At 39.8% G+C, this 18,429-nt stretch carries 14 protein-coding genes; 13 read left to right on the forward strand and 1 reads right to left on the reverse strand.

Annotation, left to right across the window (positions count from 1 at the left end; all coding sequences use genetic code 11):
- The 6 genes from I0Q91_RS12070 to I0Q91_RS12095 all read left to right on the forward strand — a co-directional run bounded on the left by I0Q91_RS12070 (window position 1) and on the right by I0Q91_RS12095 (window position 8,848).
- Window positions 1–678, forward strand: a complete 678-nt coding sequence (locus tag I0Q91_RS12070) for an ABC transporter ATP-binding protein (protein ID WP_270454833.1) — start codon at window positions 1–3, stop codon at window positions 676–678.
- Window positions 675–1,886, forward strand: a complete 1,212-nt coding sequence (locus I0Q91_RS12075; RefSeq protein ID WP_270454836.1) for an ABC transporter permease — start codon at window positions 675–677, stop codon at window positions 1,884–1,886. The genes I0Q91_RS12070 and I0Q91_RS12075 overlap by 4 nt, the downstream gene beginning before the upstream one ends.
- Before the next feature lie 97 nt (window positions 1,887–1,983).
- Window positions 1,984–2,562 carry a hypothetical protein gene (locus I0Q91_RS12080; RefSeq protein ID WP_270454837.1) on the forward strand — a complete coding sequence of 193 codons (579 nt, stop codon included), beginning with the start codon at window positions 1,984–1,986 and terminating at the stop codon, window positions 2,560–2,562.
- 5 nt (window positions 2,563–2,567) lie between these two features.
- The gene (locus I0Q91_RS12085; protein WP_270454838.1) at window positions 2,568–3,005 is read left to right on the forward strand and encodes a NusG domain II-containing protein; all 438 of its coding nucleotides are present in this window, start codon (window positions 2,568–2,570) and stop codon (window positions 3,003–3,005) included.
- A 54-nt stretch (window positions 3,006–3,059) separates the two neighbouring features.
- A complete protein-coding gene (locus tag I0Q91_RS12090; protein ID WP_270454839.1) occupies window positions 3,060–5,669 on the forward strand; it encodes a PD-(D/E)XK nuclease family protein in 2,610 nt (869 codons plus the stop codon).
- On the forward strand, window positions 5,669–8,848 hold the full coding sequence (locus tag I0Q91_RS12095; protein WP_270454840.1) for a UvrD-helicase domain-containing protein: 3,180 nt from the start codon (window positions 5,669–5,671) through the stop codon (window positions 8,846–8,848). The genes I0Q91_RS12090 and I0Q91_RS12095 overlap by 1 nt, the downstream gene beginning before the upstream one ends.
- Here the strand turns inward: I0Q91_RS12095 and cls are convergent, their stop codons facing one another.
- A complete protein-coding gene (cls, locus tag I0Q91_RS12100; RefSeq protein WP_270454841.1) occupies window positions 8,849–10,267 on the reverse strand; it encodes a cardiolipin synthase in 1,419 nt (472 codons plus the stop codon).
- Between the two features lie 86 nt (window positions 10,268–10,353).
- Between cls and I0Q91_RS12105 the strand changes: the two genes are divergently transcribed.
- The 7 genes from I0Q91_RS12105 (at window position 10,354) to I0Q91_RS12135 (ending at window position 18,342) form a co-directional block, all read left to right on the forward strand.
- Window positions 10,354–11,343: a glucosamine inositolphosphorylceramide transferase family protein gene (locus I0Q91_RS12105; protein WP_270454842.1), complete on the forward strand. Its 990-nt coding sequence runs from the start codon at window positions 10,354–10,356 to the stop codon at window positions 11,341–11,343.
- On the forward strand, window positions 11,318–12,046 hold the full coding sequence (locus I0Q91_RS12110) for an FCD domain-containing protein (protein ID WP_270454843.1): 729 nt from the start codon (window positions 11,318–11,320) through the stop codon (window positions 12,044–12,046). The genes I0Q91_RS12105 and I0Q91_RS12110 overlap by 26 nt, the downstream gene beginning before the upstream one ends.
- 130 nt (window positions 12,047–12,176) lie before the next feature.
- Window positions 12,177–13,478 (forward strand): diaminopimelate decarboxylase, encoded by a 1,302-nt coding sequence (gene lysA / locus I0Q91_RS12115; RefSeq protein WP_270454919.1) that lies wholly within the window; start codon window positions 12,177–12,179, stop codon window positions 13,476–13,478.
- Window positions 13,479–13,496: 18 nt separating this feature from the next.
- Window positions 13,497–14,900 (forward strand): SH3 domain-containing protein, encoded by a 1,404-nt coding sequence (locus tag I0Q91_RS12120; protein ID WP_270454844.1) that lies wholly within the window; start codon window positions 13,497–13,499, stop codon window positions 14,898–14,900.
- Window positions 14,893–15,669 carry a serine hydrolase gene (locus tag I0Q91_RS12125; protein ID WP_270454847.1) on the forward strand — a complete coding sequence of 259 codons (777 nt, stop codon included), beginning with the start codon at window positions 14,893–14,895 and terminating at the stop codon, window positions 15,667–15,669. The genes I0Q91_RS12120 and I0Q91_RS12125 overlap by 8 nt, the downstream gene beginning before the upstream one ends.
- 4 nt (window positions 15,670–15,673) lie before the next feature.
- Window positions 15,674–16,747, forward strand: coding sequence for a dipeptide epimerase (locus I0Q91_RS12130; RefSeq protein ID WP_270454848.1), 1,074 nt, complete (start codon window positions 15,674–15,676; stop codon window positions 16,745–16,747).
- The gene (locus I0Q91_RS12135; protein ID WP_270454850.1) at window positions 16,744–18,342 is read left to right on the forward strand and encodes an N-acyl-D-amino-acid deacylase family protein; all 1,599 of its coding nucleotides are present in this window, start codon (window positions 16,744–16,746) and stop codon (window positions 18,340–18,342) included. The genes I0Q91_RS12130 and I0Q91_RS12135 overlap by 4 nt, the downstream gene beginning before the upstream one ends.
- Window positions 18,343–18,429: the final 87 nt, after the last annotated feature.

Below are 18,429 nucleotides of genomic sequence, written 5' to 3' on the forward strand. Positions count from 1 at the left end.
ATGATTGAGGTTAAGGATTTAAGAAAAGTATTTAAGAATGGTGAGATTGAGGTTGAGGCTCTTAAAGGTGTAAGTTATACAATTGAAGATGGGGAGTTTGTTGCAATTATGGGACCCTCAGGTTCTGGTAAATCGACTATGATGCATTTGCTTGGCTGCCTTGACCAGGCAACATCAGGCAAATATTTTCTGGCAGGTACTGATGTTGGTGAGCTTGATGATAATCAACTGGCCATCATAAGAAATGAAAAAGTCGGTTTTGTTTTCCAGCAGTTTAATCTTCTGGCCAGAACTTCAATAAGCAAAAACGTTGAAGTGCCAATGATCTATAAAGGTGTCTCTAGAAAAGAGAGGAAAAGAAGGGCTGAAGAGATGCTGACAAAGGTTGGCCTTGAACACAGAATGGATCATAACCCGAATGAGATATCTGGAGGGCAGAAACAGAGGGTTGCGATTGCCAGGGCTCTGGTTAACAATCCTGATTTGATTTTAGCCGATGAGCCAACAGGTAATCTTGATACTAAAACTGGCGATGAGATAATGGAACTTTTTCAGGAGTTAAATGATCAGGGCCATACAATAATTATCGTAACCCACGAGCCTCCAATTGCAGAGCAGGCCAAGCGGATCATAAACCTCAGAGATGGATTGATTTCATCTGATGAGGTGATAGCATGATCTTTGAAACTTTTAGGATTGCACTTAATGGTTTAAGGACCAATAAATTAAGGACTTTTTTATCGATGCTCGGTATTATAATTGGCGTTGGAGCAGTAATTGCCATAGTTTCTATTGGAAGTTCGGCCAGGGAGGAAGTTACAGCCCAGATTTCAAGCTTAGGTTCTGACTTATTATGGGTGACTCCAGGGTTTACAGCTGGTAGGGCTACCAGGATGGAATCTGATCCTAGAGAGAATTTTACTCTGGATATAATTCAATATATCGATGATTATTCTCCTGGGGTAACCAATGTTGTGCCTGAGGTTTCAGGCTCGGTGCAGTTAAGGAGAGGGGACAATACTCTTAATAGCACTGCCGTTGGTACCAGTCAAAACTTTACAGTTGTAAATATTTATTATCCAGAGAGAGGCCGTTTTATTGACCAGGATGACCTGGATCAGTCAAGGAATTCAATTGTGCTAGGAAGTAATGTAGCTACTGAATTATTTTCTGATACGGACCCTATTGGTCAGAGAATTAGATTGAATTATCAGGGCCGGAATATAAATTTTACTGTAGTTGGAGTTATGGAACAAAAGGGCCAGGGAGTTATGGGTAATCTTGATCGGAGAGTATATATCCCAGTTACAACCTTTACTAATAAGTTATCGAGGCAGAATTTTGTTGATCTGTATTATGCCCAGTTTTCTCCTGGATTTAGCTCCCAGGAAGCCAGAAACCAGATCGATTATTTCTTTTTCCAGCATTTAGGTGATGAGAACCTTTATAATATTATGAGCCAGGACCAGATATTAGGGGTGCTTGATCAGGTCACCGGAACTTTGAGTTTAATGCTTGGAGGGATTGCCGGGATCTCGCTCTTAGTTGGTGGAATCGGGATTATGAATATAATGCTGGTATCTGTTACTGAAAGGACCAGGGAAATTGGAATCAGGAAGGCTCTAGGAGCTAAAAAGCGGAATATACTGGGGCAGTTTTTGCTGGAATCCCTTGCTTTAAGTAGTATTGGTGGGTTTATAGGGATTGGCCTCGGTTATGCCGGGACTTATCTTGTTACCAGGATTGGAAACTGGCCTTTAGTCTTATCTCCAGTGGCAGTTATGTTAGCCTTTGGCTTTTCACTTGCAATTGGTCTCTTCTTTGGGATTTATCCGGCAGTTAAAGCGGCAAGACTTGACCCTGTTGATTCTTTAAGCTATGAGTAAAATATGGAAATTAAACTTGTATTATTACCTTAATGTCTGATAAAATAGTAATGGAATCACAAAATTAACTTTATGCTTTCATTAGGAGGTTGATTATATGGGTGATAGAATTAAAAGTTCATATGAGATAGCTATGGAGAGGGCAGAAAAGATTGATGTCGATGCAGATACTGAAAAGCTTGATCTTCGTTCTGAGATAAGACCGATTTTAAGTAAGTTTTTCCAGGATAAGATAGATGCAGATGGTCTCTGGGAGGAGTTTAAGGATAGTGAAGCAGAAAGACTGGCAGAAGCTCAAAGGATGATTGTATCTTCACTGGGTTTAAACTCCAATCAACAGGAGATTAAATTGAGAAAAGAAGGTCTGATGGCAATTGAGGATCTTAAGGAGGACCCGAATCCTTCTGAATTAGATCAATTGATGGCCAAAGTTAGTCAGACCGTTCAGCAATATAATCAGGAACAGGAACAGCTGCAGAGGAAACTGGAGAGTATGCTCCGTCAGGCTGCCGGTGCAAATGGTCAGCAACCCCAGGATGTTATGGAGTTATTAGGTAACCTTGATGAGAATACTCAAAGGCAATTACAGCAGGCTCGCCAGGAGATTGAGGAACGCTTTAAAGAAGAATGGGAGTCTCTTGAAGAAAGATTAAATAAGTTTGTCAGTCAGGAGTAGATTAGATGGAAGGAATTAAAAGATTAATTACCAGAATGACCAGGGCAGATATTATTCTGGTGCTGGTTATTCTAGTATTTTCAATAGTAGGTATTTTTCTACCTATATTATTTCAGCCTGAGCATGGTGAATATCAATTGGTTGTTGAACAGGCTGGACAGGAATTATTTAGAAAAGATTTTCCCAGGGAAGATGGTATAGAAGAATTCAGCTTCCGCTGGGAGGGAGATGAATATCAGGCCAGGCTGGAATTTGAAAATAACCGGGTCAGATTGCACAGGCTTTCAAAGGAAGTTGTGCCCCTTGATATTCATGAACAGATGGGCTGGATTCAAAGGCCAGGCCAGATGATTGTTGCTTTACCGGTCCAGATGGTTATTAGTATTGAAGGTGACCGGGGAGAAAGAGAATATGACGGCGTTGTAGGAAGTTATGAAAATTAGGTCTATTAGAGCCACCCTGAGGGGTGGCTTATAGATTTTGATAGGGGGCTGTTTATGATGGATTTCAGGTATATTGATTTTAGCCAGAACTTATTTGAAGAGGCAATTACAGGTGAGCCGGCTATTTATATATTCCCTAATAGTGGTGATATTAAAGCAGCAAGAACTACATATAACCGGGAACCTCTAACTGTGGAGAGTAAATTTCTAGACTGGAATAGTTTTAAAGAGATGATCTTTCCTGTTGATCAGTTAGTTTTAAAAGAGGAAAAGCTATCTATTGCTTTATTTTCTTTGCTAAATACTGATGAGAAGAGGTTTTTAAATATAAATGAATATAGCGATGTGCTGGAGTTTTCCGGCCTCTTTCATAATTATTATCTTGAAAGGGCTGAATATTTAGTTGAGAGCTGGCCAGTTCTTGAAGGCTGGCAGAAAGAGAGGCTTGAATTAATTGAAAAATTAAGATCCAGATATCTTAACTGGCTTAAGGAAAATAATTACTCTGATAGGTCTTTAGTTTATGATATCAATAATTTTGACCCTACTGGTATTAAATCTTTTGAGAGAATAGTTGTAATAAATCCTGTTGAAACTAGCCCCTTAGAAAAAGAGATATTAAAAAGATTGGACAGAGATTTTAAAGTGGAGATATTTTTACAGCTTGAGAAATCTCATTATTCTGAAGAGGAGTTAAGACTTGAAAAATTTCAGTTGCCAGAGAAACTAGAAGTTGATTTGAAATTATATACTGCTGATGAGGAAATTGGTCAGCTGGCCTCAGCTTTAAAAGTTGCTGTAGAAAATAATGCAGAAATGATCTCTCCTAATCTGGATAAGAGAAATTACAGGCAGCTTTTATCTGAGAAAGAAATTGAAGTGCAGTCAGCTATAAGCCTGACAGAATCATCTCTCTACCGATTTCTTAATTGCTGCTATAATTTATTATTAAATTATGAGCTAGAGGGTAATGGGCTAGGGTTATTACCTGTTAATCAGTTATTGAAGGCTATTAATCAGCCTGTCATATCCAGGTACTTTGATTTTGATATTAAAGAGGTTAGAAGTGAGTTAAATGAGCTGATAGGTCAGGGTTATTTTTATATAAATGGCAGACTTGTTACAGATAAAATTGCTGCTATCAAGCCCCTTTTTCTAATAGTTAATGATTTTTCTGAGATGGCTGATTTGACTGAAATGATTGATTACCTGGATAGTTTAGAGCTTGAAAGTTTAGCTGATCCATTGTATAAAGATGAGATCGATCAATTCTATGATGGGTTAATTGAGTTAACTGCAATAGAGAAAATGGGTCTGGCAGGTAACTGGAAGGGATTTTTTAATCGCTCGGCGCAGGGATTAATGGATTTAATTTTAAATTATCTCAGTTATAAGAAAATAACGACTAATATTGATGCTGAAAAAGAGAGGCTAACTTTACAGGATTTCCAATTAGCTCCAGCTGATAGACGGGATAATTTAGTGATTTTAAATGCCAGCCAGGGCGAACTGCCTGCCGGCAGCAGCAGGTCATTCCTATTGAACCCTGAACAGCGAGAGGCCCTCGGGCTACCAACTGCCAGGGATGAACAGAACTGGCAGAGGTATTATTTTTTCAGACATATTTTTACTGCTGATAAAGCTGTAATTTTTGCCCTGAATAACCAGGATGAAAATTTAGCGCCAGGCTCTTTAATGGAAGAGCTTAAATTCAAGTATGGGCTGGAGTACAGGGAAAGCCCTGTAAAGCGGAGTGATTATTTAAGGTTTTTTAATAATATTTTTGAAGATAAAACTGGTTATAATTTTGGCTCCTGTGAAAGGGAGGAGTATACGACTGATTTAAGGCAGAACCTTGTTGAGGAGACTGGCGGCAGAACCAGTTTAACCTATTATAAATATAATAGAATCAAGGACTGCTATCACAGGTATTACCTTGAGCATATTATTGGCTTTGATGCCGGAATGGAATTGCCGGATAAAGCTATGAATCCGATGGTTTTTGGGATTATGGTCCATAATCTAATGGATAGGGCTATCACTGAATTAAAACCGGAAATAATGGCAAATACAGCTGATTTAGAGGCGCATAGTGATAGGGTGGAGGAGCTTGTTGAGAGGATAATTGATAAATATTATCTCTTTTATGATCAGAGGTTTAAAGGATATTATAAAGAGATTATCAAACCGAAACTGGTTGCTTCGGTATTTAGCTTTATTGAGGGATTATTCAGGCGGCTTCCGGCTTCTTCGGTAGATAATTTATCTGATTGGGACTGGAAACTTGAATATACTCCTGAAAATAAAGGCGCAGGCTTTTATCAAGGAGACGGGATGGAATTTTATTTAAGCGGCCGGATTGATCTTTTAATTGATACTGGACAGGACCAGGTTTTAGTAGACTTTAAAACAGGTTCAGGATCAGTCGAGCAGCTGGATTTTTATTCTTTACTTTTAGATAATGGAGATATTAATAAGAAAAAATATATTTATAATATAATGGATGAATTATTTCAATCTGCAAACAGTGATACTGGAAATGAAATGGCTGAAAAGATAAGATTAGAGCTAGAGGATTTGACTGGTGCAGAATATTATAAAAGGATATATAAGTCCCGTTGCGAGAGATGTCCGTATTTATCAATCTGTCAGGTGGTGAAATAATGGGAACTATAGATAGCAAGATCTTAAAGGCCAGTGCCGGTACCGGCAAGACCTATCGCCTTTCTATTGAATATATTGCAGCAATTATGCAGGGGAAAGAATTCAGTGAGATAGTAATTTTAACCTTTACCAGAAAGGCAACAGCTGAAGTCAGGGAACGGGTTTTTGAACAGATTGCTGATATTCTCAAAAAGAAAGAGGAATCTGGAGTCTGGAAAAGTCTGAAGGATATCTATCCAGAGCTTGATTTGGATTTAGGGTCTTTAGAAGATACCTATAGAGAGATGTTAATGGAGAAAGATTTGATTAATATATATACTATAGATAGCTTTTTGAACCTTTTATTTGAGGAGATTGTTGCCCCTTATCTTGGCATCTTTAAATATGAGATAATCTCTGATAAAGAGAATCAGAGGATAATCGATGAGCTTTTCAGGCGGTTTATATCCTCACCTGAAAAGGTGAACATGGTGGAGAAGTTGATCGGTAAGCAGATCAGCAGGGACTTCCAAGTTCCAGTTGACTTTTTAAATGAGGTTATTCATAATCGCTGGAAATATTTACTGATCGATCATAGCGATGATACCAGTGGGTCTGACCGGTATAACCTTGATTTTATTAAGCCTCTGGATGAAGTGCTTGAACTTATGGATGAATCTGCCAGTATTACCGGTGATGAGGTTGATGGTGGCTGGTTTACCAAGGCTTATAGAGATATAATGACCTATTACCTTGAGCTTAAAGCCAGTAATGCAGATAAAAATCTGCTTGAAGATTGTATTTACAAGCATTATAGTCAGTTCTTAAAGGATGATACCTGCTGGAATGGCAATAAGTTTCGCAAAAAAGAGCTGAAGCCATATAAGGCTGAACTTAAAGAGGCTTATCAGGTATTTCAGGAGCGGCTTGCCGGGAAAATAATGGAGGCAGAGGTATTGCCTCAACAGGACTGTATATTTGAACTGGTTAATGAGATATTTGCTGAATATGATCGCCTGAAATTAAAACAGAAGCGGTTTACCCATCAGGATATATCTAATTTCACATATAATTATTTGATAGAGGAGGGAATTGACTTACCTTCCGGTCAGTTAATTGACTATTTAGGAGAGCTGGTCGGTGGCAGGATTAGTACAATATTTATTGATGAGTTTCAGGATACCAGTGTGCTTCAGTGGCAGATATTAAATAATTTACTTACAGGGGAGCGGTCACTGATAGCTGTTGGCGATGCCAAGCAGTCGATCTATGGCTGGCGTGATGGCGAAAAGGAGCTTTTTATCAGATTGCCTGAAATTACTGCCGGAGTTGAAGAGACCCTCGGTGTCTGTTACAGGAGCAGAGAAAATATTGTAGAATTTGTTAATGGCTTTTTTAATGACCTTCGTGATGACTGGGAATATGAGAATGTTGACTTTTTATCTGAGAAAGAAGGGGGTTACCTGGAGGTTTTAGTTGGAGGTAGCTCTGCATTGATAAATACGGATACCAAGAAGTTTGCAGGTTATTCAGAGGAGAAGCAGAATCAATTAATTAGATATAATGAAAAAGTAACAGAAAATTTACCGGCGGCTATAGCCAGAAGGATTGATCAGGAGTTTGAAGATTATAGTGGAATAGCTGTACTGGCCAGGAAAAATAGTGAATTAGAAGAGATCGGCAGGGAACTTGAAGAACTTGAGATCCCTTATATTCTGGAAAAAGGCGGTTCATTACTGGAACATAAGGCGGTCAGGCCTCTCTATCAGCTATTATTATATTTAAGTAGAGATGATTTTTATCAATTGATTGCTTTTTTAAGAAGTGAACCTCTAGCTATAGGCCATGAACTCTGCCAGAAATTGATAAAATATAGTGAGGATTTTCAAATATATTTGAAGGATAAAGGCCAGCTTTCCTTTGAAGTTGGAGGTATCCTGGCAGTAGAGCCGAAGCTAGCTGAATTATTTGGCTGGATTAAAAGGTTAAGAGAACTGCCATATCCTCAATTAGTTGAAAATTTACTTAAAGAGTCAGGGGTTGCCACATATTATAAAGATAATCGTTCAGCTTTGAAGAACTTATATAAGTTTTCTGGTCTGCTGAAATCTGTTGCCAGTTTAGGTGAGTTAATAGAGTATCTGGATGATAAAGAAGGGGCTTCAGAGTTAGAGCAGGAGGCAGTTAAGAGTGAAAATGCTGTCGAATTACTGACAGTACATAGGGCTAAAGGATTATCTTTTGATACTGAATTTTTCTACTGGTCACCTGGGGGTAACGGAGGTGGTAACCAGGGGAATACTATCGAACTATTCCTTGAGTTTGATAGGCTTTATCAGAAAGTGGAAAATTATTTGTTGCTTACTTCAAATTATAATAACCTGCTGCAGTGGTTAGACTATGATTTTCAGGACAAGGCTGATGCTGACGAGCTGGCAGAAGAGATAAATAATCTTTATGTTGCTCTGACCAGACCTGTTGATAATTTGTTCCTATATATTGATACACCAAGAAAGATAATGCCAGGTGGAAATGACTTCTGGGAGAGCAATGATAGTTACAACTTTTATGAGCCAGCGATTTTAAAGGCGACTGGCCAGGACTCCCTTGCTGATCTGATTGAACCCTGGAGTTATGGGGAGCTGGTTGTTGATAGTTTTAAGGAAGAAGCTCAAATCCTTGCAGAAACTGAAAACCTGGCAGCTTTCTTTAAAGGAGATTGGCCTGAAGAGTCTGCCAGGATTAGAGCCAGGGAAGCCAAGGATTTTGATTTCAATCTGGATAAAGAGAGGGCCCAGGTAGTTGGACTGGGGCTGCATTTTTACATGGAACAGGTTCTTTATGGTGGTAAGGCGGAAAAGGAGCATGCTGCCAGACTGGTGATGTCCAGATATGGGAATATCCTGGGCAGAACAGATACTGAAAAACTAATTGCCAGGGCTGAAGCTTTTGTGGCTGATAACCCTGAATATTTTTCAAAGGAATATGATATTCTGACTGAGTATAGTCTCTGGCTTGATGATGGCAGTATGAAGCGGGTAGATAGATTACTGGTCGATAGAGAAAATAAGCTGGTTAAGATTATTGATTTTAAGAGTGGTGGGATTGAATCTGATGATCAGCTCGATGAGTATAAAGAAATCCTGGCCGAAGAGCTTGGCCAGGAGTATAGTTTTGAGACTGAATATGTTAATATATAATTAAAGGATAGGTGAAAGTAGCCGGGAGATAGATTCTCTGACTTTCATGGTCCAGCTTCTATTATCGTATTCTTTGACTGTGATCTCCCTTGATTCTTTGAGATCTTCTCTAAAGATTTCGTCATGGAGCTGGGCTATATCTTCATCATAAATAAAGGCATTTATCTCAAAATTGAGCTTAAAGCTTCTAACATCCATGTTTGTTGTACCAACTGAAAGAATTCGGCCGTCGATACAGATAGTTTTGCTATGGAGGAAGCCTCTGGTATAACGATAACAGCGGGCTCCTGCTTCTAGCATTTGCCCTACAAATGAGTTGTTAGCTGCATAGACAAAGGGGTGGTCACCTCTATCAGGGATCATGACTCTGACATCAACTCCTGAGCGGGAAGCTACCTGCAGGGCTTCCAGCATCGCAGGATCCGGGATAAAATAAGGTGTCTGAATGTAGATGCTATTTTCGGCACCATAGATCATCTTTAAGAAAAGTGATTTAATTTCTTCTTCTTTGGAGTCTGGACCACTGCTGACAACCTGGACAGGAGATTTACCTGTGACCTGCTTTTTAGGAAAATACTTTTTGTCATCAAGGAAATCTTCACCGGAGGCAAAGGCCCAGTCCAATAGGAAGCGATGCTGCATACTATTTACGCTTTCTCCTTTAAGCCTTAGATGGGTATCTCGCCAGTCGCCGAATCTTTTGGAACGGCCGACATATTCATCGCCGACATTAATACCACCGAGATAACCTATCTGCCCATCGATGATTACATTTTTCCGGTGGTTTCGATAGTTGATATCAAGGATAAAGGGGGCAAAGGGCACAGCTTTACCGCCGGCATCGACTAATTTGTTGATTGTGTATTTAGAGAGGTTTCTGCAGCCCATTCTATCATATAGGAGCCTGACCTCAATGCCTTCCCTGGCTTTTTTAGTTAGTAGCTCCATAAGCTCATTGCCTAATTCATCATCATTGATTATATAGTAATTGACATGGACAAAATCTTTTGCCTTTTCAATATCTTTAAAGAGATCGGCAAATTTATCTGTTCCGCTGGTATATATTTTGATCTGATTGTAACCGACTAGAGCTGGATTTTTAGCTCTTAAGCCTAAACGGATGATGCTTTCTTCAAGATGATCAAAATCTGATTCTGGTATCTTTAAAGATTTTGACTGGTCAACATAAACCATATTTTTAACATTGTCCTGTTCCTGTTTTCTCTGGAAGACCTGCTTCTTTCTAGGGGTTAATCCTAAAAATAAATAGAGAATAAAGCCTAAAACTGGAAGCAGGGTCAGAATAAGAAGCCAGGCCCAGGTAGAAGTTGGGTCCCGTCTTTCAAAGAAAATTAAAAGAATGATAAATATAATATTTAAGATTATTAGTGCAACTGGAATATAAGTTAATAAATTCATTTGTAACCTCCTTGCTATATATTATATTCATGCTCTAGCAGGAATTATCCTTTATTTTTTTAAAATTTTTTGGAGGCGATTTGTTTATGTTAGGTTTAATAAGAAATAAGCAGGTTACTAAGCCTAAAAATATTAATCGAGGAAGAAAGTGGAGCATTGGGCTCTATGCCGGAGATCCTTTAGGTGAATTGGTTGAACTTCCTGGTAATCCGATTATTGCTGCAGAAGATATTACTGATTGCAGGGCTGGTTTTGTTGCTGACCCATTTATTATTGAGGTTAATAATATTTATTATCTCTTCTTTGAAATAATGAACCTTGATAGTGGCCAGGGCGATATTGGACTCTCTATTAGTGAGGATGGAGTAAACTGGTCATATCAGGGACTTGTGCTAGTTAGTCGTTATCATCTCTCTTATCCCTGGGTTTTTGAGCATAGGGGCAATTATTTTATGCTACCTGAGATGAACCAGGGAAAGACGGTTAAATTATTTCAGGCTGTGAATTTTCCATATGAATGGGAGTCTGTAGCTGAGTTGTTATCTGGAAAGAGATATCGAGATAGTAGTTTATTGAAATATGATAGTCTCTGGTGGCTATTTACTACCTGGGATGATACCAGACTTCATCTTTATTACAGTGAAGATTTATTATCTGGTAGCTGGCAGAGCCATCCGGCCTCACCAGTTGCTAGAGGCAGGTTTGCCAGGCCGGCAGGCCGGATTTTAAATTATAATGGCAGGTTTTATCGACCAGCTCAGGATCCTTTGCCAGGCTATGGCAGCAGGGTTATGCTCCATGAGATTGAAGAGATTAGTACCGATAGCTATAAGGAAAGATTGATCGGACCATATTTTTCAGCTTCCAGGAGTGGCTGGAATTCAGAAAGGATGCACCATGTTGATTTTCTGGACAGAATACCAGCAGGTATTAAACAGAAAGGGATTGTAGATGAAAAAGACTGGTTGGTAGTCGCTGATGGCTACAATACCAGATGGACTATAGACCCTGTTAGGCTTAGTATTTCCAGGGTTAAGAGGAGGTTGAGAAATGTCAGAGATCGAAATTTCAGATAAGGAATATGAGATTTTAAGTATAATTGAATCTATTGAAGGCCCGGTAGGCTCAGGCATAATAAGCCAGAAAATCTCCAGGGATTATGATTCATTTAGTGAGGCTACTATTGGCAGGATTTTAAGGAGGCTGGATAAGAAAGGCTTAACCGAAAAAGAGCCTTATCGGGGCCGGTTATTATCAGAAAAAGGGAAAGTAACATTAAAGGAATATCGACTGGATAGAAGAATGAAGAATGAGATTGATAAATTTTTAGATTTAACAAAAGTAGAGAGAAGGCAGGAATTACTGGATATGTTAGTTGCCAGGCGAGCTATAGAACGGGAAGTTGTTAGACTGGTAACTGAAAAGATTTCTGATGCTGAATTTGAGAAACTTAGAGAAATAATTAAAAGGCATCATACTGATTTTGAAAAAGGTGAAAGTTATGGTCAGGGAGATAAGAATTTTCATTTGATGCTTGCTGAAATTGCAGGTAATAGCTTTTTAGAGGCCTCTCTAAAAATGATCAGAAATAATGAAGATTATTCTCCTGCCCTTGAGCAGATGCGGACAATTGTAGGGAGCAAGATAGTCTGGGACCATAATCAGATTTTAAAGGCTATTGAATCAGGTGACCCTGATAGGGCTGAAGAAGCCATGGTTGAGCATATTGAGAATATTATCAATGATATAAAGGTTTACTGGGAGACTGATTTTGAGTAGTCTGGTTGACATTTCATTAATGATTCAGTATAATAGCAACACTGGCTCATCACTGATGAGCAACTATGCTGGTATAGATGTTTTGTTTATGAGGTCTATTTGATTTATAAAGGAGCTGAAAATTGTGTTAATGCAAGGAACGACAGAGGTTAATGAGCAGGGAGTACTGGAAATAGGTGGAGTTTCTGTTAAAGAGTTAAGGGATAGTTTTGGGAGCCCTTTATTAGTATATGATTATCAAGAGATTATAAATAATATAAATAAATTTAAAGAGGCTGTTGCCAGTTATCCAGGTGAGGCAGAGATTATTTATGCCAGTAAGGCCTTTTTATGTAGAGGGATTGCAGATATTATTGCTAAAAATGATATTTATATAGACGTTGTCTCTGGAGGTGAAATGGCCAGGGCTCTATCTGGAGAGCTGACTGCAGATAGAATATATATGCATGGAAATAATAAGAGTGAGGCTGAGTTAAGGACTGCTATTACTGAAGGTGTTAATACTATAATAGTGGATAATTTTTATGAGGCGGAGCTTATAAATAGGCTGGCCAGAGAAGAAAATTCTGTTGTAGATTGTATAGTTCGCTTAATACCAGGGATTTCAGCCCATACCCATGAATTTATTAGAACTGGCCAGGCAGATTCAAAATTTGGTGTCAGTATTAAGACAGGCCAGGCCAGAGAACTTATAAAATGGCTTGTTGGGAGGGATAACCTTAATTTTAAAGGTATTCATGCCCATATTGGGTCCCAGATATATGATGTGACTGCATTTAAAGAGTTGATCTGGGTCTTAATAAAGTTTATGATAGAACTTAGAAGGGAAGATAATATCCTGGTTGAAAAATTGAATTTAGGCGGTGGGTTTGGCGTCCCGGAAAAATCTGAAGATCCTGAAGTTGATGTGGTTAAACTGGTTGGAGAAATTGCCCAGGAGCTTGTTGAAAGCTGTGACCGGGAGGATTATCCACTGCCAGCCCTATTATTAGAGCCAGGGAGATCTATTGTTGGGTCTGCCGGGACCAGTCTTTATACTGTGGGCTCAATCAAGGAGATTGGGGAGTTAAAGACCTATTTAGCTGTTGATGGTGGGATGGCTGATAATATCAGGCCTGCCCTCTATGGTGCTGAATATGAGGCCTTTATAGCCAATCGTTGCCTGGATGAAGAGGATACAGAGGTTACAATAGTGGGTAAATGCTGCGAATCAGGGGATGTTCTAATTGAGGATGAACTGCTGGCAGACCCTGAACCAGGAGATATTCTTGCTATCCCTGCAACCGGTGCTTATACCTATTCACTATCCAGTAATTATAATGGTTTATTGAGGCCGGCTGTTTTGCTGGTATATCAGGAGAATGTTCAGGTGCTGATTGAAAGAGAACAGGAAGAGGACCTCTATAAAAACGATTGTAAGCTAGAAATCTAGAGAGGGTGTTTAATTTATATGTCATTTTTGCCACCAAATGTAAGTGAGGAGATGCTGGAAGCTGACTTCTGGCTTGAAAAGCTAGCTGATGGTGATAGGGTTTTAGCAAACGCTGATGAAATTAATTATATTGAGGCAAGGACTGCTGAAAAGATGGCTGAATTAGGCCTGGCCGGTGAATATACCCTGCCAGATGATTTCCAGGAAGAAATGTCAGTGGGCGGTGTCAGGGATTTGATGAAGTCATATTCTCTACCAGATTCTTTACCAGATTATGATCTGTATTCTGCCGATGGCAGCAGGTATGATCAGATCTGGCAGGATAAGTTAATCGAAGAGATTAATTTAGAGCTTTTAGCAGATGATAATAAAATAATCCAGGGGAAACCTGCTTTAACTGTCAGGCGCTTATCGATTAGAGCATTCCCGACTGGAGAAACTGCTGTTAAAGATCCAGAAGCCATTGATGTTGATCGCTTTCAGTTAACAGCAATTCAGGCTGCCAGTCCTGTTATGATCTGGCATCAGAGTCTTTCAGGGGAATGGTCATTTATTCAGAGTCAGATTTATTCTGGCTGGGTTCCGACTCAATATCTGGCAGTTGCAGCAGATTTAGAGACTATTCTAGACTATCATAATCAGGAAGAGAAGATGGTAGTTACTGGAAGCAGAACTGAGACAGAGCCAAATCCTTTTTTCTATGGAATAAGCAATATCTTTCTTCAACTAGGAGATAGCCTGCCTATTTATGATGAAGATTTAGTTCCTGAAGAGATTCCTGCAGGGGCCAGGAATGGGCAGTCTCCTGCAGGTTGCCATGTTGTTAAAGTTCCCCTGGCCCATGGGGCAAGAGTCGATAGGCCTGGAGACTTAAAATTTGCACCTGCCCTGATACCGTATTCCCAGCCAGTGGAGACTGGTTACAGGGATTTAACTAAGGCTAATTTAATAGAAGCCGCCTTTAAATGCCTGGGAGAAAGGTATGGCTGGGGTGGTTTATTCAAACGCCGTGACTGTTCTAGACTTGTCTTCGATATTTACAGGCAGGCAGGCTTAATCCTGCCAAGAGATGCCGGTGAACCCCAGGAAGAAGGGGCTTTTGGTGAAACTATCTATTTTGAAGGTGATAGAGAAGCTAGGCTGAACCAGTTAGAAAAATTAGAAGCTGGTGATCCGGTTTATCTACCTGGTCATGTTATGATTTATCTAGGTAAAGCTAAAAAGCCTGGCACAGATCAGGCCGGTCACTATGTAATTCACTCAGGGGCCGGGTATGGCAGGTTAGTTGCTGGAGAAATTGAACCGGTAACGGTGCATAGTACCTTTGTGATGGAAATTGAAACTTATTTAAAAAATAAGGATAAGACCTTTCTTGAGGCCTTAACAGTAGGCAGGAAATTCAGGGCTGATTTAGATGGATAGACTTAAACAGGAGGTAGACCAGCTAATTACTGATGTTCCAGGCAAGCACTCAGTATATTTAAAGGATGTTGAGACTGGGGAGGTCCTGGCCATGGCAGCAGATGAAAAGATGGCAGCAGCCAGTTTAATCAAAGTGCCTATTTTGTATGTCCTGTATGACCTGGCAGCCAGAGGAGAAATAGATCTGGATGAGACTCTAAGGCCAGAAGGTGATAATATTGTTGGTGGTGCCGGGGTTTTAAGCTGGTTTAAATCGAGACCTGAACTTACTTTAATGGATCTGGCAGAATTAATGATAGTTATAAGTGATAATACAGCTACTAATATTTTAATTGATAAGATTGGCTTTGAGCCAGTCAATAATTATCTTAAGGAGAATGAATTGAAGTTGACCTGCCTGGAAAGAAAGATGATGGATACTGAAGCCAGAAGAGCTGGCAGGGAGAATATTACAACTGCCAGAGAGATGGGACAGATGATGGAGCTGGCATATCTTAATGAGAGTTTATCTGGAGCTAGGGCAACTCTCTGCAGGCAGCAACTTAGAGATAAGATATCGTATTTAATACCTGAGAATTTGTGGAGCTCTGTGGCCAGTAAGACAGGTATGTTAAAGGGGATTGAACATGATGCCAGTCTTTTTTTAGAACCTGAGCCCTTTGTGGCAGTTATAATGTCATCAGAGCTTGAAAGTCAGGCTGCTGGCAAGCTGCTTCAGGCAAAGATCGGCAAGAAAATTTATCAATACTTAAAAATGAAAGGTGGTTAATCCTTTGAAGATAATTGATTATGATATTTATCAGAGAGTAATAAAACTTGATCGTCCTTTTAAGACGGCCTTAAGGTCGGTAGATAGAGCAAAGGAGCTGGTCTTTGAACTGAAGACAGAAGCTGCTGTTGGGATCGGAGCTGCTCCCCCGACAGAAGTTATTACCGGTGACAATCTCCCTGGAATTCAGGCAACTTTAGAAAATCAGGTCTGGCCAGTCTTAAAGGGACAGGAAGCTGAAGATTTAAATTACTTATTAAATAAAATTTCTTCTTCTGCAGTTAATAACACCAGTGCTAAAGCGGCAGCTGAGATTGCATTATTTGATCTGGTTGCCAGGCTTAATCAGACTCCTCTCTGGAAGTTTTTAGGCGGAAGAAAGAGAGATTTAGTGACAGATATGACTATCAGTGTTGACAGGCCTGAGATAATGGCCGAAGATGCTAAAAAGGCTGTTGCTAAAGGTTTTGCAACGCTCAAGTTGAAAGTAGGAGTTGGCCCAGATGTTGATCTGGCCAGGGTTAAAGCTGTCAGAGAAGCTGTTGGCGAGGAGATTAAGCTCAGACTGGATGCCAATCAGGGCTGGACAGCAAATCAAGCAATAAATACAATTAAAAAACTTGAGGCTGCTGAACTTGATATTGAGCTAGTAGAACAGCCAGTCCCTGCCTATGATTTTAAAGGTTTAAAGGAAGTTAAAGAGAATGTTTTAATACCGATTATGGCTGATGAGAGTCTATTTTCTCTAAAAGATGCAGTTAAGTTACTGGAGATGCAGGCCTGCGATTATCTAAATATAAAGCTAATGAAAACTGGAGGAATCTCGACTGCTCTTGCGATTGCAAATCTTGCTCAAAGTTACGGCATAGAGTGTATGTTAGGAAGTATGCTAGAAAGCAGAATCTCTGTAACTGCAGCTGCCGTTGTTGCCGCTGCCGCTGAGAATATCACAAGACTTGATTTAGATGCACCGATTTTAATAGGCGATGATGGTGTTGAAGGCGGATTAAATTATAATAATAATAGACTGGTATTGCCGGAAGGCCCAGGTCTGGATATAGGTGTGATAAATAGATGAACCAGATAGATCTTTTAATTAAAGATGCAAAGATTGTTGATGGCACAGGGGCTACAGCCTATAAAGGTAGCCTGGTTGTAAATGATGGCAAAATTGAAAATATCTCTAGAGGAGATCATGAGAAATTTTTAGAGGAAAATCAGGCTGAAAAGATTGTTGATGGTGGAGGCTATGTGCTGGCTCCAGGTTTTATAGATATTCATACCCATTCAGATCTTAATTTTTTAATTTCTGGACTGGCTGAGAGCAAATTACAGCAGGGTGTAACTACTGAAGTTATTGGTAATTGCGGTTCTTCTCCTGCTCCAATTAGAGAAGCTGGCCGCTCAATGCTTGAGGATGAGCTGGCTGATTATGGAATGGAGCTGGATTGGAGCAGCTATCCTGAGTTTTTAGAGAGACTATCAAATAAAGAGAAAACTATTAATGTCGCATCATTGATTGGCCATGGCGCAATCAGAAAAGCAGTGGCTGGTTATGATGATAGGGCGCTAACATCAGTAGAAATTGATGAAGCTAAAGATATACTGGCCGAAGCTATGGAAGCCGGGGCAGTTGGCTTTTCATCTGGCTTAATTTATCCGCCATCTTCTTATGGTACAACTGAAGAATTAATTGAACTGGCAAAAGTTGCAGCCAGTTATGGAGGCATTTATACGACCCATTTAAGGGATGAAGGCTGTGACATGGTTTCAGCAGTAAAGGAAGCAATTGAGATAGGCAGGCAGGCCAGGATTCCTGTTCATATATCCCATCATAAAGTTGTAGATAAAGAGTGCTGGGGGCTTGTTTCCGGGACTCTGGAGATAATGGAATCGGCTAGAAGAGAAGGGATAGATGTTACCTGTGAGCTATATCCTTATCTGGCAACCAGCACCAGTCTTTCATCATTATTGCCTGATTGGGCCCATGAAGGTGGCCGGGATAAGCTTCTTAAACGACTTGAATCCGGAGATGATAGGAAACAAATTCTGGATTTTCTTAATGACAAAGTTGCCAGAAGAGGGTGGAAGAATGTTATGATTTCTGATCTCCCAGGCGGTAGATATCCTGAATTCGAGGGTGCCACTCTAAAAGAATTAGGCGAGAGCTGGCAGATGCCAGAAGCTGAGGCTTTATTGAGGATCTTAAAGGAACAGGAATTAAGAGCTGGAATGATTGGCTTTGCCATGTGTGAAAATGATATGGAGACTGTGTTGACCAGCAGGTTAAGTATGATCGGCTCTGATGGCAGTTCTCTGGCCATTGAGGGCAAACTGGCTAAGGGCAAGCCTCATCCCCGTAATTTTGGGACTTTTCCCCGGGTTCTTGGAAAATATGTCCGCGAAAAAGGCCTGATTGATCTTGAAACTGCAATTCATAAGATGACAGGAAAGTCGGCTGCAAGGTTCGGCTTTAATGATCGAGGACTTATAAAACCTGGTTTAAAGGCTGATCTGGTACTCTTTGATGAAGATGAGATTATTGATAGGGCAGAGTTTATAGATCCCTTCCATTATCCAGATGGCATAAAAGAAGTCTGGGTAGCAGGAAGTTCTGTTCTAAAAGATGGTAAGCTATCTAAAAAAAGACCTGGAAAACTATTAAAAAATTAGTTGAGGAAAAAGGTATTTACACCGTGATGGTGAATATTATAAATACAAAGCTTTAATTGGGGAAGGTCAATATTGGAGAGTAGATTG

Source organism: Halonatronomonas betaini, assembly GCF_015666175.1.
In the GTDB taxonomy this organism is placed as follows: Bacteria; Bacillota; Halanaerobiia; order Halanaerobiales; family Halarsenatibacteraceae; genus Halonatronomonas; species Halonatronomonas betaini.